General features: G+C 69.6%; 19 protein-coding genes. 17 read left to right on the forward strand and 2 right to left on the reverse strand.

Annotated features, from left to right (window positions below; genetic code table 11):
- Positions 1 to 39 precede the first annotated feature (39 nt).
- The 16 genes from BHS09_RS33675 to BHS09_RS33750 all read left to right on the forward strand — a co-directional run bounded on the left by BHS09_RS33675 (position 40) and on the right by BHS09_RS33750 (position 22,036).
- On the forward strand, positions 40 to 1,218 hold the full coding sequence (locus BHS09_RS33675) for a serine/threonine-protein kinase (protein ID WP_140795469.1): 1,179 nt from the start codon (positions 40 to 42) through the stop codon (positions 1,216 to 1,218).
- 42 nt (positions 1,219 to 1,260) lie between these two features.
- Positions 1,261 to 2,337 (forward strand): PEGA domain-containing protein, encoded by a 1,077-nt coding sequence (locus tag BHS09_RS33680; RefSeq protein WP_140800084.1) that lies wholly within the window; start codon positions 1,261 to 1,263, stop codon positions 2,335 to 2,337.
- 53 nt (positions 2,338 to 2,390) lie between these two features.
- Entirely contained in the window at positions 2,391 to 4,400 is a 2,010-nt protein-coding gene (locus BHS09_RS33685) for a TonB-dependent receptor plug domain-containing protein (protein WP_140800085.1), read from the forward strand.
- Between the two features lie 272 nt (positions 4,401 to 4,672).
- Positions 4,673 to 5,428 (forward strand): hypothetical protein, encoded by a 756-nt coding sequence (locus tag BHS09_RS33690; protein WP_140800086.1) that lies wholly within the window; start codon positions 4,673 to 4,675, stop codon positions 5,426 to 5,428.
- Positions 5,429 to 5,468: 40 nt separating this feature from the next.
- Entirely contained in the window at positions 5,469 to 6,695 is a 1,227-nt protein-coding gene (locus BHS09_RS33695; protein WP_140795473.1) for an ROK family transcriptional regulator, read from the forward strand.
- The gene (locus BHS09_RS33700) at positions 6,692 to 7,546 is read left to right on the forward strand and encodes a glycoside hydrolase family 16 protein (protein WP_140800087.1); all 855 of its coding nucleotides are present in this window, start codon (positions 6,692 to 6,694) and stop codon (positions 7,544 to 7,546) included. Before BHS09_RS33695 ends, BHS09_RS33700 begins: the two co-directional genes overlap by 4 nt.
- The gene (locus tag BHS09_RS33705) at positions 7,543 to 9,183 is read left to right on the forward strand and encodes an ABC transporter substrate-binding protein (RefSeq protein ID WP_140800088.1); all 1,641 of its coding nucleotides are present in this window, start codon (positions 7,543 to 7,545) and stop codon (positions 9,181 to 9,183) included. The genes BHS09_RS33700 and BHS09_RS33705 overlap by 4 nt, the downstream gene beginning before the upstream one ends.
- A 5-nt stretch (positions 9,184 to 9,188) precedes the next feature.
- Positions 9,189 to 10,169 carry an ABC transporter permease gene (locus BHS09_RS33710; protein WP_140800089.1) on the forward strand — a complete coding sequence of 327 codons (981 nt, stop codon included), beginning with the start codon at positions 9,189 to 9,191 and terminating at the stop codon, positions 10,167 to 10,169.
- Positions 10,162 to 11,922, forward strand: coding sequence for a dipeptide/oligopeptide/nickel ABC transporter permease/ATP-binding protein (locus BHS09_RS33715; protein WP_140800090.1), 1,761 nt, complete (start codon positions 10,162 to 10,164; stop codon positions 11,920 to 11,922). The genes BHS09_RS33710 and BHS09_RS33715 overlap by 8 nt, the downstream gene beginning before the upstream one ends.
- 121 nt (positions 11,923 to 12,043) lie before the next feature.
- The gene (locus BHS09_RS33720; protein WP_140795478.1) at positions 12,044 to 13,039 is read left to right on the forward strand and encodes an ABC transporter ATP-binding protein; all 996 of its coding nucleotides are present in this window, start codon (positions 12,044 to 12,046) and stop codon (positions 13,037 to 13,039) included.
- Complete coding sequence (locus BHS09_RS33725) at positions 13,020 to 14,390, forward strand: GH1 family beta-glucosidase (RefSeq protein WP_140800091.1); 1,371 nt, start codon at positions 13,020 to 13,022, stop codon at positions 14,388 to 14,390. The genes BHS09_RS33720 and BHS09_RS33725 overlap by 20 nt, the downstream gene beginning before the upstream one ends.
- The gene (locus tag BHS09_RS33730; RefSeq protein ID WP_140800092.1) at positions 14,387 to 17,602 is read left to right on the forward strand and encodes a glycoside hydrolase family 2 TIM barrel-domain containing protein; all 3,216 of its coding nucleotides are present in this window, start codon (positions 14,387 to 14,389) and stop codon (positions 17,600 to 17,602) included. Before BHS09_RS33725 ends, BHS09_RS33730 begins: the two co-directional genes overlap by 4 nt.
- Positions 17,603 to 17,612: 10 nt before the next feature.
- Positions 17,613 to 18,167, forward strand: a complete 555-nt coding sequence (locus BHS09_RS33735; protein WP_237079989.1) for a hypothetical protein — start codon at positions 17,613 to 17,615, stop codon at positions 18,165 to 18,167.
- Positions 18,164 to 18,808, forward strand: coding sequence for a hypothetical protein (locus BHS09_RS33740; RefSeq protein WP_140800094.1), 645 nt, complete (start codon positions 18,164 to 18,166; stop codon positions 18,806 to 18,808). Before BHS09_RS33735 ends, BHS09_RS33740 begins: the two co-directional genes overlap by 4 nt.
- A gap of 99 nt (positions 18,809 to 18,907) precedes the next feature.
- Positions 18,908 to 20,272 carry a hypothetical protein gene (locus BHS09_RS33745; protein ID WP_140800095.1) on the forward strand — a complete coding sequence of 455 codons (1,365 nt, stop codon included), beginning with the start codon at positions 18,908 to 18,910 and terminating at the stop codon, positions 20,270 to 20,272.
- 357 nt (positions 20,273 to 20,629) lie between these two features.
- Positions 20,630 to 22,036 carry a fibronectin type III domain-containing protein gene (locus BHS09_RS33750; protein ID WP_140800096.1) on the forward strand — a complete coding sequence of 469 codons (1,407 nt, stop codon included), beginning with the start codon at positions 20,630 to 20,632 and terminating at the stop codon, positions 22,034 to 22,036.
- Positions 22,037 to 22,052: 16 nt separating this feature from the next.
- Here the strand turns inward: BHS09_RS33750 and BHS09_RS33755 are convergent, their stop codons facing one another.
- Positions 22,053 to 24,842, reverse strand: a complete 2,790-nt coding sequence (locus BHS09_RS33755; RefSeq protein ID WP_237079990.1) for a serine/threonine-protein kinase — start codon at positions 24,840 to 24,842, stop codon at positions 22,053 to 22,055.
- 116 nt (positions 24,843 to 24,958) lie between these two features.
- On the opposite strand from BHS09_RS33755, the gene BHS09_RS33760 reads away from it, so the two are divergent.
- The gene (locus tag BHS09_RS33760) at positions 24,959 to 25,960 is read left to right on the forward strand and encodes a hypothetical protein (RefSeq protein WP_140800097.1); all 1,002 of its coding nucleotides are present in this window, start codon (positions 24,959 to 24,961) and stop codon (positions 25,958 to 25,960) included.
- 21 nt (positions 25,961 to 25,981) lie between these two features.
- Here the strand turns inward: BHS09_RS33760 and BHS09_RS33765 are convergent, their stop codons facing one another.
- Positions 25,982 to 26,659 (reverse strand): hypothetical protein, encoded by a 678-nt coding sequence (locus BHS09_RS33765; protein WP_140795486.1) that lies wholly within the window; start codon positions 26,657 to 26,659, stop codon positions 25,982 to 25,984.
- Positions 26,660 to 26,747: the final 88 nt, after the last annotated feature.

Genomic DNA, 26,747 nt, shown 5'->3' on the forward strand with positions numbered 1-26,747 from the left:
ATATCTTCCTCGTTTTCCAGCAAATACCTGGGGACGGCGTTGGATAACGAGGACAGCTCTTTCGGCAAGTACCGGCTTGTCCAGCAGCTGGCGACCGGCGGGATGGCCCAGCTCTATCTGGCCTCCATCGACGGACCCGACGGGTTCTCCAAGTCCTGCGTCATCAAGCGCGTCCTGCCGGAGTACGCCAGCCTGGAGTCGTTCAGCCGCATGTTCGCGGACGAGGCGAAGGTCGCCGCGCTGCTGACGCACCCGAACATCGTGCAGGTCTTCGACTTCGGGCGGGTGGACGGCCAGTACTACCTGGCCATGGAGTGGATTCAGGGACACTCGTTGGACCGGTTGCTGCGGCAGGCGATCCGAAGCGGCCGGGTGGTGGGGACTCGGGTGGCGGTGGACGTGGGGCTCGCGGTGGCGGACGCGCTCGCGTACGCGCACGCGAAGACGCTGCCGGACGGAACGCCCCTCAAGCTGGTGCACCGCGACGTCACGCCGGGCAACGTGCTGGTGTCACGCGACGGCATCATCAAGCTGGCGGACTTCGGCATCGTGAAGAGCGCCGTCAACGCGGAGCGCACCGTCGCCGGGGTGGTGAAGGGCAAGTACCCGTACATGTCCCCGGAGCAGATCACCAGCAAGGAGCTGGACCACCGCTCCGACCTGTATTCGCTGGGCATCGTCCTCTACGAGGCCGCCACCGGGCGCCGCCTGTTCAAGCGCGACACGCTGGAGGCCACCATCATGGCCGCGTCCCAGGCAAACGTGCCGCCGCCGTCGGAGGGGACGCCCGACTTCCCCTCGGAGCTGGAGCGCGTCCTCCTCCGGCTGCTGCAGAAGGACCCCGCCGCGCGCTACCAGAGCGCCCGGGAGCTGCGCGATGACCTGGAGCGCTTCCGCGCTGCCCAGCAGTGGGCGTCGGGAACGCATGAGATGGCGGCGCTCGTCGCCGAGCTGTTTCCCCCCGGCATCACGGGCCAGCCGCCCACCGCGCTGCCCGCCTCCAGCACCTCCCATGGCAGCAACTCCGCCACGGGCCGGACGCCCGCCCCCAGCGCCGAGCCCAAGCGAGAGCTGAGCAGCACCTCCGCCGCCACGCGGGCGCATGGCGCCGTGGAGGCGCCGCTCGACACGGGCACCCAAGGCTTTCCGTGGGGAATCGCCCTGGCCGCGGGCTGCGCGGCCGTGGGCACAGCGCTGTTCTGGTTACTGGCCCCCTGAGCGGTTGCCGCCCGGCGCTGACGGCGCGGCAACGAGACCCTGATGAAACAGAAGACGTGGATTGCCGTCATCATCCTAGGCACGCTCGCCGCCAACGCGGTGGCCTACCGCGTGGTGCGCAGCCGGCGCGACAGCGCCCCCGAGGCCACGCCGGACGCCATCACCCGCACGCCCACCACCCCGCCGCTCACCACCCCGCCGCCCACCGCGCCCGCGGAACCACCGGGAGAGGACCCGAACGAGGGCCTGGCCCGGGCCCGCCGCGCCGCGGGCCTGGCCGCGCTGGAGGACCGCGACTACGACGCGGCCGTCTCCGACTTCACGGAGGCGCTGCGGCTGCGCAAGGGCGACCAGGGCGACCTCGTGGAGCTGCTGCGCATCGCGGCCGAATTGCGAACGCGAGAGCAGGCGCGTCAGCAAGGCGAGCAGGCCCGTGCCCAACGCGAGCCCACGCCGGCGCCCACCCGCTCCGTCCAGCGCACGCGTCCAGCGCGCGGTACGGCCCGGGCTCAGCCTCGCCAGGAGTCCACTTCCGCGGACGAGACACGCGGCGGATTGCTGCTGGTGACGTCCACGCCCCCCGGGCTGATGGTGCGGGTGGACGGCAAGCCCATGGACCTCACGCCGGCGCGGCTGCCGCTGCGCGCGGGGACGTACCGCGTGGCGCTCGCGCAGGGTGAGCGCACGCTGGCCGAGGAGACGGTGGAGTTGGGCGAGGATGACGTGCGCTCCCTCAACCGCGACCTCACCGCCGAGCTCGCTCTCGCGCCAAGGCCCTCGGCGACCGTACCGGCTCCCGTGGAGTCGCCGCCTCCCGCAGCGCCCGCGGCCACCAGCCCCGCTGCCACCGCGGCGCGCGCCGAATCGCCTCCCACCGCCGAGCCGTCCGTGGCCACCGCCGCCCCCACGGCGACGGGCAAGGGCCGCCTGGATGTGACGTCTCCCGGCCTCTACGGCGAGGTGTGGATCAACAACCGGCCGTATGGCTTCCCGCCGCTCGTCGCCCAGGGACTTCCCGCGGGGCCCGCGCGCCTGGAGGTCCGCGTCAATGGCGTGGTGAAGCGGAAGCTCACCGTCGACGTCGTGGCGGACCAGAGCACCGCCGTCCGCATCCGCTGACCTGAAGGCCGTTCGCGCGGCGAGCCGCGCTCCCTTTCCGCATCGAGGTCGATATGCGCCGCTGCCGTAGGTGGTCCGAACCTTCAATCAGAGCCCTGCTCCTCCTGTGCGCCAGTCCCGCGCTCGCCCAGGACACCGACGCGGGGAACCTGGGTGACGAGGAGCCGGAGGTTCACAGCCAGGTGGCCTCCTTCGCCGTCACCCGGCTCCAGGAGTCCCCCGCCGTCGTCACGGCGATGAACGCGGAGGAGATTCGCAACTCCGGCGCCCGCGACTTGATGGACCTGCTGCTGCAGATTCCGGGCTTCTTCTTCGGCGTGGACACCCAGGGCGCGGTCGGCCCCGGCTTCCGCGGCCTGTGGGGCTACGAGGGCAAGGTGCTGCTCGTCGTGGACGGCAAGGAGATGAACGAGCAGCTCTACTCCACGATGCAGTTGGGCAACGAGTTCCCCATCGAGCTCATCGAACGCATCGAAGTGGTGCGCGGCCCCGGCTCCGTCATCTACGGCGGCAACGCGGAGCTCGCCGTCATCAACGTCGTCACGCGCGGCGTCCAGGGCAGCACTGACCTGATGGTGTCCGGCATGTACGGGCAGATGGGCAGCGTGCACGGCCGGCGGGGGCTCACCGTCTCCGGCCGCAAGGTGTTCGAGTCCGCGCCGGGCCTGAGCATCTTCGCGTCCGCCGGACTGTCGCAGGCCCAGCGCAGCAGCGGCGTCTTCCAGGACTTCTTCGGCAACTCCGCGCAGCTGGGTGGCAACTCGCGGCTGGACCCGACGATGGTGCAGGCGGGCGTGGGCTACAAGGACCTGCAGCTCAGCGTGCTGTACCAGCGCTATGGCACCTCCGCCATCGTCGCCTTCGACGAGGTGTTGGAAGCGCCCGCGCCCACCCACTTCGAGTCCCTGCACGCGGAGCTGAGCGACAGGTTCCGCCCGGACGAGCGGGTGGAAATCATCCCCCGCCTCAACCTCACCTTCTCCAAGCCCTTCAGTGACTCGGACCAGGGGTCGCCCTTCTTCTACGACAAGCAGGTGCTGCGCCTGCGAGGGCGGACGCTGGCGCGCTGGGCGGCGCTGGACTGGCTGCAGCTCACCGGCGGTGTGGACGTGACGTCCGACCAGGGGCGGGTCAACGGCCCGGTGGGCGTGGGCCTCCAGACGGGCTTCGGCCCCGAGGAGGCCGACAGCGTCTCCTACGTGAATCTGGCGGGCTTCGTGGAGGCCTTCTCCGTCAATCCGTTCGTCAACGTGGTGGCGGGCGCGCGCGTGGAGAACCACAGCGCCTTCGGTGAGTCCTTCGTGCCTCGGCTGGTGCTGCTGCGCAGCTTCGGTCCCTTCAGCGGCAAGGCCCTGTTCAGCCGCGCCTTCCGCGCGCCGAGCATCGAGAACATCAGCCTGGGCGCCGACGTCCGGCCCGAGCGCACCACCGTGCTCGAGCTGGAGGGCACGCTGCGCATGGGAGAAGGCCACGCGCTGAGCGCCAACGCCTTCGACATGGGCGTGGCGGACCCCATCATCTATTCATACGACGCGGTGACGAACACGGAGGCCTACCGGAACCTCGGGCGCCTGGGCAGCCGCGGCGTCGAGCTGGACTACCACGTGCGTGGAAGCTGGGGCCGCGCCGCCCTCAACTATTCATTCTACACGCCGTCAGGCCGCAATGACGTGGAGGACTACCAGGTCCCCGGACAGCCCAACGCCTTCACGGGCATGCCCACGCACAAGGCCGCGCTCACCGGCAGCATCAAGGTGCTGCCCTGGCTCACCGTCAGCCCCACCGCCGTCCTCGTGGGCAAGCGCTACGCCGTGGACGCGCCGGATGACGAGGGCAACGCGGCGGTGGAGGAGTTGCCCACGCAGCTGCTGCTCAACCTCTTCGTGCGCGCGCAGGACGTAGGCACGCGCGGGCTGGAGATTGGCGCGGGCGTCTACAACCTGACCGGCACGAACTTTCGCATCGCCCAGCCCTACAACGGCGGCCACGCGCCCATGCCTGTCTTCTCTCGCGAGTTCATGGTGCGCGTCAGCTACCTGCTGGACCCTGTCAGCGACGAATAGCAGCACGTCCAAACCTGACGTCCGGCACGGCCCACCTTCCCTCCGGAGGGTGGGCCGTCTGGCTTTGAAGCAATGCGTCACGGGGAATGGACTGTCACAGACTTGCAATCACCGGATTCTCGCTGGTACTTTCTTCGCCACTCGAAAGAACTCGCGTTCGTTCGCGGCTGCTCCACGCATTTCCGACGCGCCGCAACAGTGAACGGCGACTCCCGAAGCACCCTGGTTTCTTCGCAGTGAGAACGAAGTCTTCCAGCCGTGGAGGGCAGCGCATGCATCCGAACAAGCGTTTCGCGTGGGCGTGGGTGGCGGCGGGCGTTTTCGCGGTGTCTGGTCTGGTGGCGGGATGTGACCCTGAAGAGGACCCCACGCCAACGCCTGACGCAGGACAGCAAACCCCGGATTCAGGTACGCAGCCTGACTCAGGCACCCCGCCGGACTCTGGTACGCCGCCGGACTCGGGCACGCAGACTGACGCCGGCACGGAGCCGGACGCGGGCACCGAGCCCGACGCCGGTACCGAGGAAGACGCCGGTACCGTCCCCACGCTGCCGCTGGCCGTGGACGGCACCTGGATTCCCAGCGGCTACATGGGCGACGGCGCGCGGGGCGGCGTCACCTACGACGGCACCGAGTGTCTGCCTGGGCGGGCGGGTTCGCAGCGGGGAGCCTGCCACAAGTTCACCTGGACGCCTGGTTTAGACGGCTGGGCGGGCGTGTACTGGCAGTATCCGGAAGGCAACTGGGGAACCCAGCCCGGCTTCAGCGTCCCGGACGGCGCCAACACCGTGTCCTTCTACGCCTGGGGCACGGAGGGCGGCGAAGTCGTCTCCTTCATGGTGGGGATGAACTCCGCTGACGGTTTCGAGGCGAAAGTCGAGAACGTGGCGCTCACCACCACCCCGACCCAGTACACAATCGACATCAGCCGCGTCCGGTATGGACAGGTGGTGGGTGGCTTCGGATGGACCGCTGCTGGGAGGACGACTCCGCTCGTCTTCTTCATCGACGACATCCACTGGCACTGACACCCACCCCATCCTCGCGGCGGAACGGAGCGAGAGGACGATGCGAGTGGGAACGGCGGTGACGACGGTCGATGCGGCGGGCATGCGCGCGCAGAACAGCAGCCTGCTGCTCAACATGATCTGGCGCGAGCGCCAGATTTCCCGGGCGGAAATCGCCCGGCGGACGGAGCTGAGTCCGTCGACCGTCTCCGCCATCGTGGCGGACCTGGAGCGCTCCGGCCTGGTGCGCAGCATTGGCGCCGGCGTGTCCCGGGGCGGCCGTCGCCCCACCCTCATCGGCTTCTGCGATGACGCGTTCAGCCTCATCGGCGTGGAGATGGGCGCCACCCACGTGACGGCCGCGCTCACCGACCTCCGAGGACGGGTGCGCGCGTACCGGCACGCCAGCCATGCCGTCCGTGAGGACCCCAAGGGCACGCTCCAGAAGGTGCGCGAGCTGGTCCAGGAGGTCCTGGACGCCGAACGCGTACCGCGCCGCTCTGTGGCAGGCATGGGCATCGCCGTGCCCAGTCCCGTCCACCCGGCCGCGCCCGGAAAGCTGTCCCCGCTGCTGGTGCCGGCCTGGCGCGACTACGACGTGCAGGAGTCCCTGCGGAGCGCGTTCGGCCTGCCGGTGTTCGTGGACAACGACGCGAACCTGGGCGCGCTGTCGGAGTGCTACTGGGGCGCGGGCGTCAACGGCGAGGACCTGGCGTACATCAAGCTGGCCACGGGCATCGGCTCCGGCCACATCATCCACGGCGACGTCTACCGTGGCGCTGGCGGCACCGCGGGCGAAATCAGCCACATGGCGGTGGACTCCTCCGGCCCGCAGTGCGTGTGCGGCCTGCGCGGCTGCCTCGTCACGCTCATCGGGTCCGCGGCCCTGCTGGAACGGGCGCGGGAGCTGATGGGCCGCAAGGACAAGCGCGCCCTCACGGTGCGCGAGCTGGTGGAAGGCGCGCGGGCGGGTGAGCCGGCCGCGCGTCAGGTCATCGACGGGCTCGGGCACTACCTGGGCATCGCCGTGGCCGGTCTGCTGAACCTGCTCAACCCCGCCATCGTCGTGCTCGGCGGTGAAATCTCGTCGGTGGGAGACCTGCTGCTGGACCCGCTTCGCGCGTCGGTGCGCAAGCGGGCGCTGTCCACCTCCATGGCGGAGACGCGCATCGTCACCTCCGCGCTGGGAGACCGCGCCATTGCCGTGGGCGCGGCCACCCTGGTGCTCCAGGCGGCGCTGCGTGACCGAACCCTCTTCCCCCTCCAACACATAGGCAAACCTGCATGACGCTCCAGCGCCTCCTCCCCGTGGCCCTGGCCCTGACGGGCCTCGCCTGTGACCCGGCCGCCAACCGGGTGAACCGCCCTGGCACCCCGCCGCCCCTCACCAACCCGCAGCCCAGCACGGACTGGGAGTTGGTGTGGCAGGACGAGTTCGATGGACCGGAGGGGACGCCGCCCTCACCCGAACGGTGGGTGCACGACGTAGGGGGACACGGCTGGGGGAACGAGCAGCAGGAGTTCAACACCGACCGGACCGAGAACACCGCGCATGACGGCGCCGGCAACCTGGTCATCACCGCGCGCCGCGAGCGCTACAACGGCCGGGACTACACCTCCGGGCGCATCCGGACGCAGGGCCGCTACGAAACCACGTATGGCCGCATCGAGGCGCGCATCCAGCTGCCCGTGGGCCGCGGCATCTGGCCCGCCTTCTGGATGCTCGGCGCGAACATCAACAGCGTCGATTGGCCGGAGTGCGGCGAAATCGACATCATGGAGTACCGGGGCCAGCTGCCGTCCATCCTCCGGGGCTCGCTGCACGGGCCGGGGTACTCCGCCGGCAACAACCTCGGCCAGGACTACGTCGTCAGCGGCGTCCGGCTGAACGAGGACTTCCACGTCTACGCGGTGGAGTGGGAGCCGAACCGCATCCGCTGGTTCCTGGACGGCACCACCTTCTTCGAGGCGACGCCCGCCCAGCTCCCCGAGGGCGCCCGCTGGGTGTTCGACCAGCCCCAATTCATCATCCTCAACGTCGCGGTGGGTGGAAACTTCGTGGGCCCGGTGGGCCGGGACACGGTGTTCCCGCAGCAGATGAAGGTGGACTACGTCCGCGTCTACGCGAGGCCCACGTGAGGGTCGCGCTCTGGGCGCTGACACTCCTGCTGGTGGCCTGCAAGGTGGAACCCCGCCCGCGGCCGCCCGGAGTGCTGTTCGTCTCCGTGGAGCAACAGAGCGCCTGGGTGCGCAACTTCAACCCGCTGTTCGCGGGCGCGGGCTCTCGTTGGCCCACGCGTGCGGGCGTCTACGAGTGCCTTGAAATCTTCAGCCCCGCGGTGGGCCAGTGGACGCCCTGGCTGGCCACCGGCCACGCGTGGTCCGAGGACCGCCGCACGCTGCGCTTCGCCCTCCGCCCCGGCGTGCGCTGGTCCGACGGAAGGCCCTTCACCGCGGACGACGTGGCCTTCACCTTCCAGTTGCTCAAACAGCACGCGGCGCTGGACGCGGGCGGCGTGTGGCGCTTCGTGGAGGACGTGCGCGCGGAGGACGCGCACACGGTGGCCTTCCAATTCTCCCGCATCTACATCCCCGGCTTCGCGGAGCTGGCGCAGCAGCCCATCGTCCCCCGGCACGTCTGGGAGAAGGTGGCGGACCCGGTGACGTTCACCAACCCGCGGCCGGTGGCCACCGGGCCCTTCACCGAGGTCACCGTCTTCCGCAACCAGGTCTACGAGCTGGGCCGCAATCCGCACTACTGGCAGCCCGGCAAGCCCGCCGTCTCCGCGCTGCGCTTCCTGGCCTTCCCCACCAATGACCAGGCCAACCTGGCGCTGGTGGAGGGGGAAGTGGACTGGGCGGGCAACTTTGTCCCCGCCGTGGACCGCACCTTCGTCGCCAGGGACCCGGCGCACCATGGCCGCTGGTTCCCACTCTACGGCAGCACCGTCTTCCTCTACCCCAACACCACCCTGCCGCCGCTGGACGACGTGCGCGTGCGCAAGGCGCTGAGCATGGCGCTGGACCGCGAGCGGCTGGTGGAGATCGCCATGTACGGCTACACGCGGCCGGCGGACGCCACCGCGCTCAACGACGCGTACGCCGCGTGGCGCGACGCGGACGCGGCCCAGGGTGCTTGGGTGAAGCACGACCTGGAGGCGGCGAAGCGGCTGCTGGACGAGGCGGGCTTGAAGGAAGGTCCAGACGGGCTGAGGCGCAAGGCGGATGGCCAGCCGCTCGCGCTGGACATCGAGGTGGTGGGCGGCTGGTCCGACTGGGTGCGCGCCGGGCAGGTGGTCGCGAGGGACTTGCGGAAGCTGGGCGTGCAGGCGCAATTGCGCACCTACGAGTTCGGCGCGTGGTACGCGCGGCTCCAGAAGGGCGAGTTCCAGCTGGCCATCTCCTGGTCCCTGGACGGCCCCACGCCGTACACCTTCTACAAGTGGCAGCTGTCCCCGCGCACCGTGCGCCCGGTGGGCGAGGTGGCCGCGTCCAACTGGCACCGCTTCGGCGATGAGGAAGCAGACGAGCTGCTGACGCGCTTCGAGCGCACAGACGCCGAGGACGAGCAGCGCGCGCTGATGGCGGCGGTGCAGCGGCGCTACTCCGAGCTGGCGCCGTCCATCCCCCTCTTCCCCAACCCGTCCTGGGGCGAGTCCAACTCGCGGCGCTTCACCGGCTTTCCCACCGAGCAGAACCCCTACGCGCGCCTGTCCCCCCATGCCGAGCCCGACAGCCTGCTGGTGCTGACGTCGCTCGCCCCGCGGGAGCCCTGAGAGCCATGGCCTACGTCCTGCGGAGGTTGGGCTTCTACCTGCTGGCGGCCTGGGCGTCGCTGACGCTCAACTTCGTCATCCCCCGGCTGGCGCCCGGCGACCCGGCGTCCGCCATGTTCGCGCGCTTCGAGGGCCGCGTGCAGCCCGAGGCCATGGTGGCGCTGCGTGCCGCCTTCGGCTTCACGGAGGCCCCCTGGTACGTGCAGTACGCCACGTACCTGAAGCACCTGCTGCGCGGCGATTTGGGCCTGTCCTACGCGTACTACCCCGCGCGCGTGTCCGAGGTGATTGGCACCGGCCTGCTGTGGACGCTGGGGCTGGCCGGGTGCGCGGTCATCATCAGCTTCACGCTGGGCTCCATGCTGGGCGTGCTGGCCGCGTGGAACCGCGGCGGGTGGCTGGACGCGACGGTGGCCCCGGCGCTCGCCTTCCTGGGGGCCTTCCCCTACTTCTGGCTGGCCATGCTGGCCCTGTACCTCTTCGGGTTCGGGCTCGGCTGGTTCCCGCTGCGGCACGCGTACTCGCACGACCTGGAGCCGGCGCTGTCCTTCACCTTCGCGGCGGACGTGGCGCGGCACGCCTTCCTGCCCGCGGCCTCCATCGTCGTGGCCACGCTGGGCGGGTGGATGCTGAGCATGCGCAACACCATGGTGGCCACGCTGGGCACGGACACACTCCGGCTGGCGCACGCGAAGGGACTGCCGCCCCGGCAGGTGATGCTGCGCTACGCCGCGCGCAACGCGCTTTTGCCCAATGTCACTGGCTTCGGCATGGCGCTGGGCTTCGTGCTGAGCGGCTCGCTGCTGACGGAGATTGTCTTCTCGTACCCGGGCACCGGCTACCTGCTCATCCTGGCCGTGCGCAACCAGGACTACCCCCTGATGCAGGGGCTCTTCCTGACCATCACCTTCGCCGTGCTCGCCGCGAACTTCGCCGTGGACCTGCTGTGTCTGTGGCTGGACCCGAGGACCCGCGCCCATGCGTGACCTTCTTCGACGGCTGCTGCGCCAACGCAAGGCGGCGGTGGGCGTGAGCATTCTGCTGGGCTTCATCGTGCTCGCGCTCCTCGGGCCCTGGCTGGTGATGGACCCCACGGAGCTGGTGGGCCGTCCCCACCAGCCACCCTCCTCCGCGCACTGGTTCGGCACCACGGGCCAGGGGCAGGACGTGCTGGCGCAGACGGTGGTGGGCGCGCGTGAGACGCTGGCCATCGGCTTCGCGGTGGGCGCGCTCGTCACGCTCATGGGCGCGCTCATCGGCGTGACGTCCGGGTACCTGGGCCGCCGCGTGGATGACGTGCTGACGCTCACCACCAACGTCTTCCTCGTCATCCCCGGCCTGCCGCTGGCCATCGTCCTGGGCGCCTACCTGCCCTCCGGCCCCTTCCGCATGGTGGTGGTGCTGTCGCTGGCCGGCTGGGCCTGGAACGCGCGCGTCTTCCGCGCCGAGGCCATGGCCCTGCGCAACCGGGACTTCGTCTCCGCCGCGTTCGTCGCGGGGGAGAGCCGCTCGCGCATCGTCGTCCGGGAGCTGCTGCCCAACATGGCGTCGCTGCTGGGCTCGTCGTTCATCGGCAACACGCTCTACGCGGTGGGCGCGCAGGTGGGCCTGGAGTTCCTCGGCCTGGGCGACGTGGGCGCGGTGACGTGGGGCACCAACCTCTACTGGGCCGGCAACGACGCGGCGCTGCTGACGCGCTCCTGGTGGGTCTTCGTGCCCACCGGTCTGTGCATCGCGCTGGTCGGCTTCTCGCTGACGCTGCTCAGCTCCGCCATCGACGAGGTGACCAACCCGGCACTGAAGGCGCCTCCGGTGGCGACCACCGCCGTGCGCACGACGCGGTCCTCCTCGGCGGACGCGGCGCCGCCGTCCGGCGCCCTGCTGAGCATCCGGGACGTGTGCATCGAGTACGCCACGGAGCGTGGGCCCGCGCGGGTGGTGGACTCGGTGTCCTTCGACATCGCGCCCGGTGAGGTGTTCGGACTTGCGGGTGAGTCCGGCAGCGGCAAGTCGACGCTGGGCTACGCGCTGCTGCGCCTGCTGCCTCCGGCCGCCAGCATCACGCAGGGCCGCATCATCCTGGATGGCACGGACGTCACCGCGCTGGATGAAACCGCGCTGCGCGCGTACCGCTGGAGCCAGGTGTCCATGGTCTTCCAGAGCGCGATGAGCGCGCTCAACCCGGTGCTCACGCTGGGGGACCAGTTCCACGACACCCTCGCCGCCCATGGGCGGACCACCCGCGCCGCGGCCCATGCGCGCGCGCGGGAGCTGCTGGCCATGGTGGGGCTGGCGCCTCAGTTGGTGGACGCGTGGCCGCACCAGCTCTCCGGTGGCATGCGGCAGCGCGTGGGCATCGCCCTGGCGCTGGCCCTGGAGCCGAAGCTGGTGGTGATGGACGAGCCCACCACGGCGCTGGACGTCGTGGTGCAGAAGGAGCTGCTCCAGCGTGTGCTGGAGCTGAAGCAGCGGCTGGGCTTCGCGGTGCTCTTCATCACCCATGACCTGCCACTGCTGCTCGCGCTGTCGGACCGCGTCGGCGTCCTCCAGGGTGGCAAGCTGGTGGAGGTGGACACCGCCGAGCGCCTGCGCACGGAGGCACGCCACCCGTACACGCGCCTGCTGCTGTCCTCCTTCCCTCACCTGAGCGCGGCGGACGCGCTGGTGCCGGCGGACGTGACGCTGGCGGGCTCGGAGCGCACGGTGGCCCAGGCCGCGGCGCAGGGGGGTGGACGATGAAACGGCTCGCCATGCCAGCCAACCTGCCGCTGAGCGCGACCGGTGCCCAACGGGCAACGCGCCTGACGCTGGCGCCCACCCTGCGCGCCTCGGCGACCGACGCTCACCTGGAAGGTGGCCGATGAGCGCCCCGCTGCTGGAGGCCACGGAGCTGCTGCGCACGGTGCCCGTGGGCGGCTTCCTCTCCCGTTCGCGCCGCACCTTGCTCAACCGCGTGTCCTTCACCTTGGAGCGCGGAGAAATCGTCGCGCTGGTGGGCGAGTCCGGCAGCGGCAAGTCCACCCTGGCCCGGGTGCTGGCGCGGCTGGACACGCCGGATGCCGGCAGCCTGCGGCTGGGCGGCGAGGACGTGCTCACCCTGGAGCGCGGCGGCGCATCGCTCGCGTACCGGGGCCGCGTGCAGATGGTCTTCCAAGACCCCTTCGCCTCACTCAACCCCGTCCACACCGTGGCCCATCACCTGGAGCGCCCGCTGCTGCGCCATGGCCGGGCTACACGCGCCGGACTCAAGGACCGCGTCCACGCCCTGCTGGAGTCCGTGGGCCTGACGCCCGCGGAGCAGTTGGCGCGGCGCTACCCGCATGAGCTGTCCGGCGGCCAGCGGCAACGCGTGGCCGTGGCGCGCGCGCTGGCCGTGGAGCCGGACGTCATCATCGCGGACGAGCCCACCTCCATGCTGGACGTGTCCACGCGCCGGGGCGTGCTCCAACTGCTACGCGGTCTGACGCGCGAGCGCGGCATCGGCATCCTCTTCATCACCCACGACCTGGCCAGCGCGCGCCACCTGGCCGACCGCGTCCTGGTGCTGTACGCGGGCAGCGTCGTGGAGTCCGGCAGGACAGCGGACGTACTCGCCGCGCCCCGGCACCCATACACCCGGCTGCTCCTGTCCGCCGTGCCGGATGGCGCGGACTTCCTCAACACCCCGCTGCCGGTGCGGCCCGCCACGGGCCCCATGCCGGTGTTCGGCTGTCCCTTCGCGCCCCGCTGTCCCCATGCGGACGCGCGCTGCCACGACACCCTCCCCCCCTCTCACGTCCACGGCGCGGCCCACACGGTCCGCTGCCATCTCGAATCCTCGAAAGGAGCCTCCGACAATGCGGCAGTTCCCCAATGACTTCCTGTGGGGTGTGGCCACCTCCGCCTTCCAGATTGAGGGCGCCACCAGCGCCGATGGGCGCGGTGAGTCCATCTGGGACCGCTTCGCCGCCACCCCTGGCAAAATCAGCGACGGTTCGGACGGCAAGGTCGCGTGCGACCACTACCACCGCTGGCGCGAAGACGTGGCGCTGCTGCGCTGGCTGGGCGTGAAGTCCTACCGCTTCTCCGTGGCCTGGCCCCGCGTGCTTCCCACCGGGCGCGGCGCCGTGAATGCCGCGGGCCTGGACTTCTACTCGCGGCTGGTGGACGGGCTGCTGGACGCGGGCATCGAGCCCTTCGTCACGCTCTACCATTGGGATTTGCCCCAGGCGCTCCAGGACCTGGGCGGCTGGCCTTCCCGCGACACCGCGAGCGCCTTCGTCGAGTACGCCGACGTGATGAGCCGCAAGCTGGGCGACCGCGTAAAGCGGTGGATTACCCACAACGAGCCCTGGTGCATCAGCGTGCTCGGCTACGGCAACGGCGAACACGCCCCCGGTCACAAGAACTGGGGCGAGGTGCTGGCCACCGCGCACCACACGCTGCTGTCCCACGGCCAGGCGGTGCCCGTCATCCGCGCCAACGTGAAGGACGCCGAGGTGGGCATCACCCTCAACCTGTCGCCCGCGGAGCCCGCGTCTCCCAGCCCCGAGGACGCGGAGGCGTGCCGCCGCCATGACGGCAGCTTCAACCGCTGGTTCCTGGACCCGCTCTACGGCCGCGGCTACCCGAAGGACGTGGTGGAGGACTACGTGAAGGACGGGCACCTCGCCTCGTCCACGCTGCCCTTCGTTCGTGACGGCGACATGGCCGCCATCGCCGTCCCCACCGACTTCCTGGGCATCAACTACTACTCGCGCGCCATCATGCGCAGCGACCGCATCCCGGAGTCGCAGAACGCGCCGCGCACCGTGCACCCCGAGCCCGAGCGCACCGACATGGACTGGGAGGTGTACGCCCCCGCCCTCACTCGGCTGCTCGTGCACCTGCACACCCACTACCAGCCCGGCCCCCTCTACATCACTGAGAACGGGTGCGCCTACGCCACCGGCCCCAGCGAGGACGGCCAGGTACATGACGACAAGCGCGTGGCGTACCTGCGCTCGCACCTGGAGGCGTCACTGGAGGCCATCCACCAGGGCGTGCCGCTGGCGGGCTACTTCGCCTGGTCGCTGATGGACAACTTCGAGTGGGCCTTCGGCTACCAGAAGCGCTTCGGCATGGTCTACGTGGACTACGACTCGCAGCGCCGCATCCCGAAGGACAGCGCTCACCTCTACAAGGCCCTGGTGGAGAAGAACGGGCTGGATGTGGAGCTCGCCGCGTGAACGCCCTCGTCCTCGTCACCAGCCTCGCGCTCACACTGGGTCAGGTGCCGCCGCCCAGCGGGCCGGAGACGCCCCCGCCTCCGTCGGACGCGCCGGTGGTGCGGGTGTCCCCCGTCACCGTCAACGCGGCGGCGCAGGCGGTCCGCGTCCACCAGGACGAGCGCGGCTTCAAACTCCAGGTCAACGGCCGGGACTTCCCCATCCTCGGCATGAACTGGGGCTACACGCCCATTGGAGAGAACTACCGGTACTCGCTGTGGACGCAGAAGGAGGACTTCATCCGCGCGGTGCTGCACCGCGAGATGACGCTGCTGCGCGACATGGGCGTCAACGCCATCCGGCAGTTCGACGACATCCCGCCGCAGTGGGTGACGTACATCCACAAGAACTACGGCATCTACACCGTGGTGAACCCGCTGATGGGCCGCTACGGCACGAACGTGGACGGCGTCATGGTGCCGAACACGGACTACTCCAACCCGAACCACCGCCGCGCGCTGCTCAACGACCTGGCGCAGAAGGTGGAGAAGTACCGGGACGTGCCCGGCGTGCTGATGTGGATGCTGGGCAACGAGAACAACTACGGCCTGCACTGGACCAGCTTCGAAATCGAGGCGCTGCCCGGTCAGGAGGACACCGCCCGCGCGGAGCACCTCTACTCGCTGATGGGCGAGGCGGTCCGGACCATCAAGAAGCGCGACACGCTGCACCCCGTCTCCATCGCCAACGGTGACCTCCAGTACATCGACCTCATCGCGCGGCTGATGCCCGAATTGGACATCCTGGGCTCCAACGTCTACCGCGGCCCCTCCGCCCGTGACTTGTTCGACGAGGTGCTGCGCAAGCTGAACAAGCCCGTCATGTTCACCGAGTTCGGCGCGGACGCCTACGACGCCAAGGCCGGCCGCGAGGACCACCTGGCGCAGGCCGAATACCTGCGCAAGCAGTGGGAGGAAATCTACTCCCAGGCCTACGGACAGGGCCGCGCGCAGAACGCCCTGGGCGGCTTCGTGTTCCAGTGGGTGGACGGCTGGTGGAAGTACAACCAGGAGGCCAACCTCTCCATCCACGACACCACCGCGTCCTGGCCCAACGGCGGATACGAATCCGACTTCGTGCCGGGCCAGAACAACATGAACGAGGAGTGGTTCGGCATCTGCGCGCTGGGCCCCGAGGACGAGGCCGGCATCGCGCGCATCCAACCGCGCACCGCGTACTACGTCCTCCAGGCGGCCTTCCGCATGGACCCGTACGCCCCCACCACCACCCCCGACACCATCCGCGAGCACTTCGCGTCCATCCGCCCCACGGAGATGTCACGCGGCTATGAGTCGTCCATCGCGCTGGCCCGGGCGGATGACCTCAGCGCGGTGCGCGTCTCCAACCTGCGCCTGATGATGGACAGCTCGCTGTCGCGCGGGAGCATCGCCACGGTGCGGCCCAACCAGGTGGCCGCGGACCACACGGAGTCTGTCTTCTTCGACCTTGCGCTCCAGCCGACCTCGGGCGTGTACGGGCGCGCCTCGTTCAACGTCGTGGGCAACGTGGCGCAGAACCGCCTCAACAACATCTTCTATGAGAACCGCGGCACGCCCCCCGCGCCCGCCACGGCCAACGGCGGCGCGGGCCAGGCCCCCGTACCCGGCGTGGGCAACCCGGCGGGACAGCAACCGCTCGGCCTGGACCGGCTCGCGCTGTACCAGGCCGAGTTCAAGCTGGACCGCGCGGACTTCCAACTCGAGGGCTTCTACCGCACCGCCCACTACCACTGGGGCGAGGAGGGCGACTTCTTCGGCCTGTACCGTGAGGCGAACTACGGCCCCGCGCTGGACATCTACAAGGGCAACGCCCCCTTCGGCGTCGTCTTCACCGGGAAGAACAACCTGGAGGGCCTCAAGGTGGCGGTGGGCCCGGAGCTCTACTGGGGTGCCAACCCGTCCATCGTCGCCAAGTACCGGCGGAACGTGGGGCCGGTGACGCTGACGCTGATGCACCAGGAGGACATCGCCCGGGGCTCCACCCAGCTCACCGCCTCGGTCATCCGTGAGCGCGTGGCGCGCAGGTCGACGCTGTCGCTCGGCTGGACGAAGGGGCCCATGGCGCTGGAGGTGGGCGGCATCCTCGCGGCCCCGCAGCGCGTGGGCGAGGAGTTCACCTGGTCTCGCCCCACGGACGGCCCCAGCTATCTCAACAGCGGCTACGAAGTGATGCGGGATGAAATCCGGATGCTCGACACCCTGGGTGCCAAGGCACGCCTCACCTATGACCTGGGCGCGGTGCGCACGTTCATCCAGGGTTCCTACCGCGGTCTGGTGGCGGACGGCGGTCCGGAGCAGGGCATCCTGCTGACGGGCTGGAGCCTGCGCGAGAGCGGCCGTGGCAACCACTTCGGCGGACAGGCCGGCGCGGTGGTGCAGGTCGGCAGCGCGTTCCAGGTGTCGCCCAACCTGCTGTACCAGAAGCCCCTCATCGGGCCCAACCCACGCATCGAGGACGCGTTCGACCCGGAGTCGGGGCGGTACTTCGCCGGCGTGCGTCCGCGCAACGTGCTGGTGGATGCCTTCACCGTCCTGGACAACCGCGAGACGCTGGGCGCCGAGCTGCTCCTCACCTTCGACCCCACGCCCGGCACCTGGTTCTGGCAGTGGGACCGCGACATGCGCGAGGACGCGCCCTTCGCCGCGGGTCTGGACCTGGTGTACCGGCGACAACCAACATCTCGCGACGCGGGCATCGCCATCCTCGCGGACGGCAGCATGGTGGCCTTCGGCAACGCGCCGTCCGCCCGGGACGAATGGGAGGCCACGCTGCGAGTGGTGACCAACCCGATGCAGCGGCTGAAAATCTTCGGCGCCGCCTTCGCCGGCAGCAACCAGTCCTCCGGCGAGGACAACCGGCAGGTGAGGCGCTTCGGCGTGGATGCCTCCGTGTTGTGGGACACGCTGATGCTGACCACCCAGCTCCACTTCAACAACTGGGGCCCGTACGACTACCACCGCGTCTTCAACCTCACCTACCCCATCCAGCTCGGCGGAGACCTGTCCTACGGCCTCAAGCGTCCGGTGATGGGAACGGTGACGACGCGCTTCGGCCTGCGCGGCCTGGTGCGCATGCTGGACCAGTACTCGGAAGGACTCAGTGCGACGGCGCTCGACCAGGGACTCGAAGGCCGCGAATTCGAGGTGGGCGCGTATGCCATCCTGTCTCTCTAACGGAGGACGTATGAAGACGTGGCTTCTGCTGGCCTGCGCCGGAGTCGTCACCGGCTGCTACGACCCCGCCAGCTTCGTGTATGGCGAATCCCTGGACGGGCTCACGCTCCAGTTCCACAGCCCGGACGTCGGCATCTACCCGGACCAGTCCGTGCTGGACGACCCGAACAATCCGTTCCGAAGCAGCACGCCCGGCACGGAGACGAAGTGGGACATCGAATCCCGCGCCGGCAACGTGGCCGCGTTCTATTCGTGGGCCACGTTGCTGGCCCGCGAGCCGGGCGGCGAGGCCCAGTTCTACGTGGGCAACAACCTGCTCGCCATCTACCAGAACGGTGAGGCGCGTCAGGAGGACCTGCCGCAGGTGCGGCTCCAGGCCATCCGCGCGTACCAGACGATGCTCGATTCCTTCCCGGACGCGGTGACGTACGACGCCACGGGCACCTACGCCTACGACCTGGCGACGCCCGCGTACAAGGGCATCGTGGAGATGGGGGGCGCGGTGCAAGGCGGTTGGGTGCTGATGAGCACGGCTGGCGGCGGAGACCGGGCGGTGCGGCCATGAGGCGCGCGGGCTTCGCGGTGCTCCTGCTCGTGGCGAGCTGCCGTCCCGACCCGGGCGTGCCGGACTACACGGACCAGGGCTACAACCGGCCCGACGCGGGCGGGGGACCCAACGACGAGGCGCTCCCGGGCCCCTACCCCTATGTGGAGGGCCAGCGGCGCCTGGGCGTGGGCTTCTACGAGGGGGGCCGCTCCCAGGACATCCCGGTGGACAACACCACCGTGCACATCTACCTCTACGAGGGCACCCTCTCCCTGGAGCCGTCCACCACGCGCATCGAGGGCCGACAGGCCGACCTGGTGGTGCACGCGGGCAAGACGTGGCTGGGCTTCGGCGTGCACTGGAGCACGCCGCGCAACCTGGATGGATGGACGACGCTGCACGTGAGCCTCAACTCGGCCGACCCGGGCTTCGCCAACGTGTCCATTGGCATGAACGACGACCAGAGCGTCCAACTCCCCGCGTCACGATACGGTTACGCGAATGACGGGCAGTGGCACCACCTGGCCATTCCGCTGGCGGACTTCGTCGCGGGCGGGTTGCAGCTCAACGCGGTGCAGGCGCCGTTTGTCTTCATCGCCGGCGCGGGTCCGGCCGCGGACACGCTCCTGCTCGACAACGTGTATTTCACCGCGGACTGAGCCCATCCCTCCGTGGAGCCCGGCCCTCTTCGGGGGCCGGGTTTCACGGAGATGTCATGTTGGGGTGGTATCCACGGGTTTTCAATCTGGAGGATACTCATGCAGCTCCGCAGTCTTGCTCTCGCTTGTCTTGCCGCATTCACGTCGCCCGGCTGTTCCGACACGGTCCCCGAGCCGGTGGTCGAAACAGGCGTCGTCACCGCCGAGGCAACGGCACCCACCCGCATCTACGCGTCCGAAGGCGCGCTCGAGCTGAGCTTCGAGACGCTCGGCACCTTCGAGGAGCGGGATGGGGAGCGCGCGCTCGTCCTGCGCGCCACCGCGAACCGATACCTGCAGCACGTGTTCAGCTTCGTCCCGGACGACGCCTTCGGCACGGCGGCCATCATCAGCGAGCGCCGCTTCGAGGTCGTCCTGAAGGAGGGGCACGAGCTGAACACCGTGCTCTCTGGCCTGCCGCTCTTCATCACCGTCAATACCTTCACGGGCACGCCGAACCAGTACACCGCGCGCATCGTGGTGGCGCCGCGCTTCTATGACTTCCGCGGCGCCAGCGGCATCTACGTGGAGACGGAGGTCAACCCCGTCTACGTGCGCAATGGGGACGACGTCCTCGTCTACCGTGGGCACGTCAGCGCGGCGGCGAACTCGCTCCTGGTGACAGCGCCCGACGGGACCCCGACGGTCACCCGAGTGAGCGCGGACCAGTTCCTGCTCGACTGGCGGTACCCGGCCGTCTACCAGGCCATCGACCCGCATACCGTGCCGCTCACCTTCAACGCCGCGCTCACCGGCGGCGGTACGGCGCAGAAGACAGCCCGGCTGGTCGCGCGCGTCACCGAGCTGGCGCTCACGTCTGGCGACGCCTACGAGGTCTGGCCCAGCCAGCCCTGCCTGCCTTCGGTGCACGCGTGCGTTTCGTCGCGCCCGCAGGGCACGCAGGACTTCTCCGAGTGTGGCACCTACCGGCAGGTGTCCCGCTGCATGTACGCGGGCGTCTGTGAGGGTGGAGCGACCTCGCCCCTGGCGCTCACGGCCATTGACGCCTCGGTCCTGGAGCCGGAGCGCCTCCAGTGGAACTCCACGTCCACGGGCATGAGCTGGCACCACCTGGAGCCCGTGGACGCGTACAGCATCCCGGAGTGCCCCACCGAGCCCAAGACGATTCAGTCCGTCATGGCGAAGCTCACCGCGCTGAACCCCCAGCTGCCGTACCCGGACACGGGCAGCTTCGTCGATCGCAGCGAATTGTGGCAGGTGCTGTTCTTCAATCCCTGGCGGGACGGAGACCAGCTGCTGGCCGCTGTGGATGCCTTTGCCGGCGGCGGCGAAGTGCAGGCATGGATTTCGACGTACGAAGTGCCCTGCCACAACTGCCACGACAACGAGGCCTGGGCAGTGCTGTTCTATCCAGACAGCGGCAAGGTGCTCGTCTTCAAGGGCAACCACGGCTACGACTCCTGAGGAGCACGTCCACTTTCCGCCAGGACTTCAATTTGAACTCCTGGCGGAAAGATGGACTCTCCTTGCGTTGAGTTGCAGACATCACCTGACTTCCCCGAAACTCCCGCGCCAGCTGTCTCTCATCACCTTCCAGCGTGGGAACTCATGCGCATGAATCGCCTTGGACTGGCGTGTGTCTCGATGTGCCTTGTCTTGTCGGGCTGTGCCGACGGCGGGCCTGATGTCATCAACGAACCCAAAGACAATCCAGCGCCACTGGGGCCCAACGGTACCCCAGGCGAAGGTGGAGGCTGGACTGGGCAACCCACTGGCGAAGACGAGACACCCCGCGAAGTTGACGATACCGACTCGGACGACGTGGTCATCACCCACACCGAGCGCTTCTACACGTCCGTGGGCATCGCGGTCCGGAGCAAGGACCTGTCCGCCAATCCTCCCGAGCTCCTCGTCCGCACCCGGACCGGCTTCACGCGCTATACCGGCGCGCCCTCCTCGGAGGGCTACCGCTTTTCCGGTGTGCCCCAGGGGGAGTACTACCTGAAGACGGGCCACTTCTACGTCGTCTCCGACGAGCGGCGCATGGAGATTGGCCGGAACTTCCTGGGACGTCAGGACGCCGTCCCAACCCCTCACTTCACCACGCCCCTGTACCTGAACCTCACGAACCTCGCCCCCTGGCAGCATGGAGACGGGCTCGCCAATGGCAGCCGGCTGCAGCTCGTCTCCGGTCAGGTCGACCTCACGGCGGACGTGGCCATCTACGACTTTGTCACCGAGGGCCAGACGCAGCTGAATGCGTATGATGTGTCTGCCTACGGCATCTCGGGCAACTTCCCCGTATTCGAGGCGGCGAAGGGGGACCGGCTGTACGTGAATCAACTCACGAACGTCTTCGGAGACCTTCTTCCGACGGGTGAACGCCTGGCCGCATCCGCCGTCATCCGCAGCACGCAGCTGCCTGCCTTCAACTTCACCGCGGATGGAGTGACGCCGCTCGTCCTCATCGGTGCCCTGCAGGACGTCCCCATGTCGGATGTCTCCTTCGAGTGGCGCCTGGGCAACTACGCCTCACTCACCACGGAAGTCCACCCCGCCGCCACGCCGCGCTTGCCGTCATTCTCCATCGAGCCTTCGGCCCACGGCCCTCAGGCGGGCTGGGTCGGCTACTCGGGAGAGCTTTTCAACTTCATGCTCCCCGCGGGCGCCTCGTACACGCTCGCGGACCGATTGCCGTATGGAAACCCCTACCCGTCGTCGTGGCGCCCGGTGGGCACAGTGACTTATTCGTACCGCATCCTGGAGACCCTGCCGGGCACCACCAGCACCACGCGCTCCGTCGGTGGCTCGGTCCTGACGTCGGACTACCTGGAAAACCTGGTGGCGAGCCCCATCGTGCCCGCGCTGACGCCGCCGCGCGGCCTGGCCATCGACGGCATTCCCGCGACGTCCCAGCGCGTGGTGGGCAGCACCAGCCCCATCATCACCTGGCAGCCGCCCGCGAATGGCGCGCCCACCGCCTATCGGGTGAACCTCCAGCGCTACACCACTACCAGCACAGTGACCCAAACCCTCTTCTACCTGCCGGGCACCGCCACCGAGGTACGGCTCCCCGTGGGAACGCTGGCGCCCGACGCCATCTACACGGTGCGAGTCACGGCCATGGACGGCCCCCAGCAGGAGGTGACGCGAGAGCCCTTCACCATCTTCGAGAAGCTCCCCCTCCACATGGCGGACACGGTCAGCTCTTTCTTCACCACGCCGTGAGCCACAGCCCCCGTCCCTAGCGGCGCCTCCGCTGCTGGGGACGGGCGGGCTTCGTCTTCGCCTCCGGAGGCAGCGCCTCCAACCAGGCCCGCACCGCTTCGGCCTGGAGCGTCCGGCCCGAGGCCGTGAAGCGCTCACGCGCCTTCGCCGCCTCGGTCCGCGCTTCCGCGCCCTGCCCTTCCTTCCACAGCGCCCGCGCGAGCGCGAAGCCCGACTCCCCCAGCGAGTCCTCCTGCGCATCCGTGAAGGCCACCGCCTTGCGCAGTGGCACCAGGGCTTCGCGCGTGCGCCCCAGTCCCAGCAGGGCCTGCCCCACGCCGTCGTAGGAGTACTGGAGGTCCTCGTCGTCGGGCTCCAACTGGGCGCGCTTCACCGCCAGCGCCGCCTCGTAGACCTTCAGCGCCTCTTCATTACGCCCCAGCGCGAGCAGGCTCATGCCCTCCTCGTCGAGCGCCTCAGCCAGCTTCAGGTGACTGTCGCCCAGCAACTCACGGTGCAGCGCCACGGAGGCCCGGGCATGCGCCAAGGCCCGCGCGAACTCCCGCTGCTCACGCAGCGCCATGGACAAGCCCTGGTGACGCCGGGCCACGTCCAGGTGCCGAGGCCCCACCGCCGCCTCCGTCTGGCGCAGCGCCTCCTCCATCACCCGCGCGGCCTCCGGGAAGGCCCCCACCTCCAGCAGCACCCGCCCCAGTGAGAACGTCACCCGCGCACGCTTCGGATGACCCGGCACCAGCGCGTCCGCCAGCACGGCGTTGGCCTCCTCCAGCAACGCCCGGGCGTCTGCTGTCTGTCCGCGCATCAACGCGAGGTTGGCTTCGTTCACCAACAGGTCGCCTTGCAGCACCGCGTCCCCGCCCAGCCGCTGGAGGGTCGCCTTGCCCAGACGTGCCCATTGCGAGGCGTGCTCGAAGCGCTCGCGCTCCCCCTCCACATAGAGCAACTTGTTGAGAATGGAGACCTCCAGCCGGTCCGTCCGTCCCGACGTGGCGTCATAGACGGCCTGCTCCAGCAGCCCCGCGCCCTTCTCCTTCTCCCCCAGCACGGCCTGGAGCCACCCCTGGTGGAAGCGCAGCTCCGCCGTCAGCGGCGCGTACCGCGCGGCCAGCACCCGCGACTCCACCGCGTTCGCCGCCGCCAGCGCCTGGGGATAGCGGCTGGTGTCCACCAGCGCCTTCACCTCCGACAACGCGCCTTCCAATGACTCCAGCTCCGCGCGCATGGCCGGATCCGCGGGCCGGGGCTGCTGGCTCGCCAGGGCCTCCACGTCCGCGCAGTCCTCGGGCGAGGGCAGCGCATACGCCGCGTCCAGCGCCTTCTCCACGCCCGCCTTGTCCACCTGGGCCAGAGCGCCCACCAGCGCGCGCAAGTCCTTGTGCCGCCGCTCCAGACACACCACGCGCTGGGTGAACAGCGCCTCCGGCTGCACCTCGTGCAGGCGCGTGGCCTCGCACGCGTCGGTGCGCTGCCGCGCCCAACGGCTGGCATAGGCATCCAACACCTGCCCTACCCGGCCCGCCATATCCCCCGCCAGCGGGCTGCCCGTGGCCGCGAAGGCCGAGGACAGCCGCTGCCTCGCCGCGGGCCCCCAGCTGTCCGCCAATAACCCCTCCGCGCCCGCGCAGACGTTGGACTGAAACCACAGCCCGCCTCCCACCGCGCCCACCAGCGCCGCCGTGGCCACGGCCATGCCTCCCGCCTTGCGGGCCCGTGCGCGCTGCTGCTCTTGCGACAGCGCCTCCAGCAGCGCCCCCATGGAGGCGAAGCGCGCCTCCGGCGCCAGCGACAACCCTCGCATCACCGCGCGCCGTACCCAGGCGGGGACACGGGCGTCGCTCGGCGGCTCGTGGATGGGCGAGGGCTCCCGCCCGGCTCGCTCCAGCGGCGCCGTCACCTTCGCGGGTGCGGACCGCAGCGCCTTCGCGGCCCGCGAGAGCTCGTCAGGGTCAAAGGGACGCTGGTTGTAGAGCGCCCGGTACAGCGCCGCGCAGAAGCTGAACTGGTCCGAGCGCGCGTCCAGGGACTCGCCGCGAAACTGTTCGGGGGACATGAACGGCGGCGTGCCCAGGACGACGCCCGTTTCGGTGAGCGGGTCATGCAGCGGGCGCGACGCCTCCGAGGCGGCGCGCACGCGCGCCAGCGTGGGCTGTTCGTCCAGGGGCAGGTTGTCCACGGGGCGCGCCAGGCCGAAGTCGGTGACGCAGACGCGGCCGTCACGCCCCACCAGCACGTTGGCGGGCTTGAAGTCGCGGTGCACCAGCCCGGCCGCGTGCGCGGCCTCCAACCCTCGTCCCGCTTGCAGGTACTTCTCCAGCACCTCGCGCCAGGAACGGGGCTTCTCCCGTCGCCAGTCCGCCAGCGTGCCACCGGCCACCAACTCCATGGTGAAGAAGACCTGCGCGTCCCAGGTGCCCACCTCGTAGATGGGAATGACATTGGGATGGGAGACACGCGCCATGGCCTGCGCCTCGCGCAGCAGCCGGGCACGCCCGCCCTCCTCGTCCGCGGAGCGGGCCTCCACGCTCAACAACTTGAGCGCCACCTTGCGGTCCAGGTCCGGGTCATAGGCCGCGAACACCGCGCCCATGCCGCCCTGCCCCAGCAGCTTCAACGGAATGAAGCGCCCCACCCGCTGGCCCAGCGGGCTCCGCGAGCGCCAATCCCCAGCCGCGTCGCGCGCGGAGGGAGGCTCCGCCGTATGCGGCGCGCTGCGCGGCACCGCCCCCTGCACATCCGCTGACACGACCTGCGTGGACAGCTCTGGCGAATCATCAGCACCCGAGCCCCGGTCATCGGTGTTGGCCATGGCGCAAGTGTACCGGGAAGCGAGCGACCTCCTGCGCCCATGAAGGATTCACACGCAACAACACACACATGCCGCCGATAATGCGAACAGGCGAAGGAAGTCCGGGAGGGTCCGCCATGACCAAGACTGTCACCATCGTGTTCAACTCAGCGCGTCAGGCCCTGTCCACCCCCTTCCAGCCGGCTGTGTTGAAGGACGTCCGGCCGCCCATGGAGGCCCCGCTCGCCAAGCCAGTGAGCAGCCCGACCCCCGCGGCGCCCCGCCCGGAGCGGGACTCCTTCCAGGACACGAAGCCCGCGCCCAAGGGCGTGCCGCGGCTGTCGGTGCCGGACAGCACGGGGACCAGCGAACTCCCCTACCTGCGGGACCTGGCACCCGAGAATGAAGCGGCGCAGGCCCAGGCCGACAAGGGCTGGGCGCCCACCGCATCCGTCATCGCGCAGCGCTCCGACACGGGCTGCGGCGAGGCGACGCTGGCCTTCCTGAGCCGGGCGAGCCGCAGCGTGACGAAGGGCAACCTGTGCGAGAAGCAGGAGCGGGAGTCCGTCCGCGAGCGCGCGTCGCAGGTCAGCGGCGCCCGGTCCGTCCACGCCCCGGTGGACGTCAACCTGGATGATGGCGCCACGCCCACGGAGATGGCGACCGCGCTAGGGGGCCTGGGCATCGAAGTCACCGACGGCTTCGCCGACTTCGACGCGGCGGCGACGAGCAAGGTGATGAAGGCCGGTCAGTTCGGCCTGGCGCTGGTGGACTCCAATGCCATCCTCAATGGCGCGCTCGCGCCCGAGCAGCGGCGCAACGGGCCGGGCCAGCTCCACTGGGTCACCCTCGACGGCGTCAACAGCAACGGGACGGCCGACACGTCGGACGACTTGTTCCGCGTGAAGGACCCCGTCAATGGCGAGTACTGGGTGGCCGCCAGGGACTTGGAGCGCGCCGTCCAGGCCGGCAAGGAGCACCACGGCAGCGGCGGCATCTTCGCGTTGGAGAACCGCACGGACGTGGGCGAACAGAGGGAGCGTGACACCCTGGCCCAGCTCAACCGTGAGCGCACCGCGTCCTTCGCGGACAAGAACGGCGTGGGCAGCAAGCGCCTCAGCCTGGGCGAGTCGAGCTGAGGCGCGCGCCCGGAACCTGTCTCAGTAGGTGTAATAGACAGGCGGCGTGGTGCTGGTGAAGAAGTTGTAATACGTGGCCACGTAGTTGGGGCGGTTGCCTACCTCACCCGGCAGCGGGCCACCCTTCGTCCCGTAGGCCACCAGCGTCGCGCCGCCGTCCGTCTGGTCCAGCGCGCAGGAGCTCACATGGTTCGTTCCGTACATGACGACGATGTCATGCGAGCGGACCATGCCGAGCGTCGCCGGGTCGATGTGGTTCACCTGACAGCGATTCATCGAGCTGCCACTGGGCGTGGGCTTGTACGAGAAGGCCGTGGCCACGCCGTAGCTGTTGGCCAGGAGCGCGAGGTACGGAGTGTTGTAGGACCTTCCCAGCGTCACGCTGCCCGCGCCATGGGCGCACGTGCTGGACGCCGCCCGCGTCACGACGATGTCCAGGCTCGGAGGCATGGAGCCGGGCACCGGCACGGAGGAGATGGTGTACGTGCAGCCCTGCGTGGTGCCGGTGACCAGCGCGGCCTCCTGCTGCGCCAGCGCCTCCTGCTCGGGGGCCTCCTCGGGGGCGCCACAAGCGGCCAGGGACACGGCGGCACAACACCAGACGGTGGACTTGAAGACTTGCATGTCGGGACTCCGGTACGGAGAGGATGGGGACTCATCCCCACCTCTCCAAAAGCTGACAGAGTCCTTGTCCAGCATTCAACTGGAGCAAACTGCAACACAACTGCATTGCAATTTGGCAACATCAATCCCTGGCGCCATCACGACCCTGGGTCCCGCGCTACCG

The sequence above is a fragment of the Myxococcus xanthus genome, assembly GCF_006402735.1.
GTDB lineage: Bacteria > Myxococcota > Myxococcia > Myxococcales > Myxococcaceae > Myxococcus > Myxococcus xanthus_A.

What these genes read in the sequence shown, in the direction of transcription:
- BHS09_RS33680 (WP_140800084.1), top strand. Translation starts at nt 1,261, where the DNA reads ATGAAACAGAAGACGTGGATTGCCGTCATCATCCTAGGCACGCTCGCC.
- BHS09_RS33685 (WP_140800085.1), top strand. Translation starts at nt 2,391, where the DNA reads ATGCGCCGCTGCCGTAGGTGGTCCGAACCTTCAATCAGAGCCCTGCTC.
- BHS09_RS33690 (WP_140800086.1), top strand. Translation starts at nt 4,673, where the DNA reads ATGCATCCGAACAAGCGTTTCGCGTGGGCGTGGGTGGCGGCGGGCGTT.
- BHS09_RS33695 (WP_140795473.1), top strand. Translation starts at nt 5,469, where the DNA reads ATGCGAGTGGGAACGGCGGTGACGACGGTCGATGCGGCGGGCATGCGC.
- BHS09_RS33700 (WP_140800087.1), top strand. Translation starts at nt 6,692, where the DNA reads ATGACGCTCCAGCGCCTCCTCCCCGTGGCCCTGGCCCTGACGGGCCTC.
- BHS09_RS33710 (WP_140800089.1), top strand. Translation starts at nt 9,189, where the DNA reads ATGGCCTACGTCCTGCGGAGGTTGGGCTTCTACCTGCTGGCGGCCTGG.
- BHS09_RS33715 (WP_140800090.1), top strand. Translation starts at nt 10,162, where the DNA reads ATGCGTGACCTTCTTCGACGGCTGCTGCGCCAACGCAAGGCGGCGGTG.
- BHS09_RS33720 (WP_140795478.1), top strand. Translation starts at nt 12,044, where the DNA reads ATGAGCGCCCCGCTGCTGGAGGCCACGGAGCTGCTGCGCACGGTGCCC.
- BHS09_RS33725 (WP_140800091.1), top strand. Translation starts at nt 13,020, where the DNA reads ATGCGGCAGTTCCCCAATGACTTCCTGTGGGGTGTGGCCACCTCCGCC.
- BHS09_RS33735 (WP_237079989.1), top strand. Translation starts at nt 17,613, where the DNA reads ATGAAGACGTGGCTTCTGCTGGCCTGCGCCGGAGTCGTCACCGGCTGC.
- BHS09_RS33740 (WP_140800094.1), top strand. Translation starts at nt 18,164, where the DNA reads ATGAGGCGCGCGGGCTTCGCGGTGCTCCTGCTCGTGGCGAGCTGCCGT.
- BHS09_RS33745 (WP_140800095.1), top strand. Translation starts at nt 18,908, where the DNA reads ATGCAGCTCCGCAGTCTTGCTCTCGCTTGTCTTGCCGCATTCACGTCG.
- BHS09_RS33755 (WP_237079990.1), bottom strand. Translation starts at nt 24,842, where the DNA reads ATGGCCAACACCGATGACCGGGGCTCGGGTGCTGATGATTCGCCAGAG.
- BHS09_RS33760 (WP_140800097.1), top strand. Translation starts at nt 24,959, where the DNA reads ATGACCAAGACTGTCACCATCGTGTTCAACTCAGCGCGTCAGGCCCTG.
- BHS09_RS33765 (WP_140795486.1), bottom strand. Translation starts at nt 26,659, where the DNA reads ATGCTGGACAAGGACTCTGTCAGCTTTTGGAGAGGTGGGGATGAGTCC.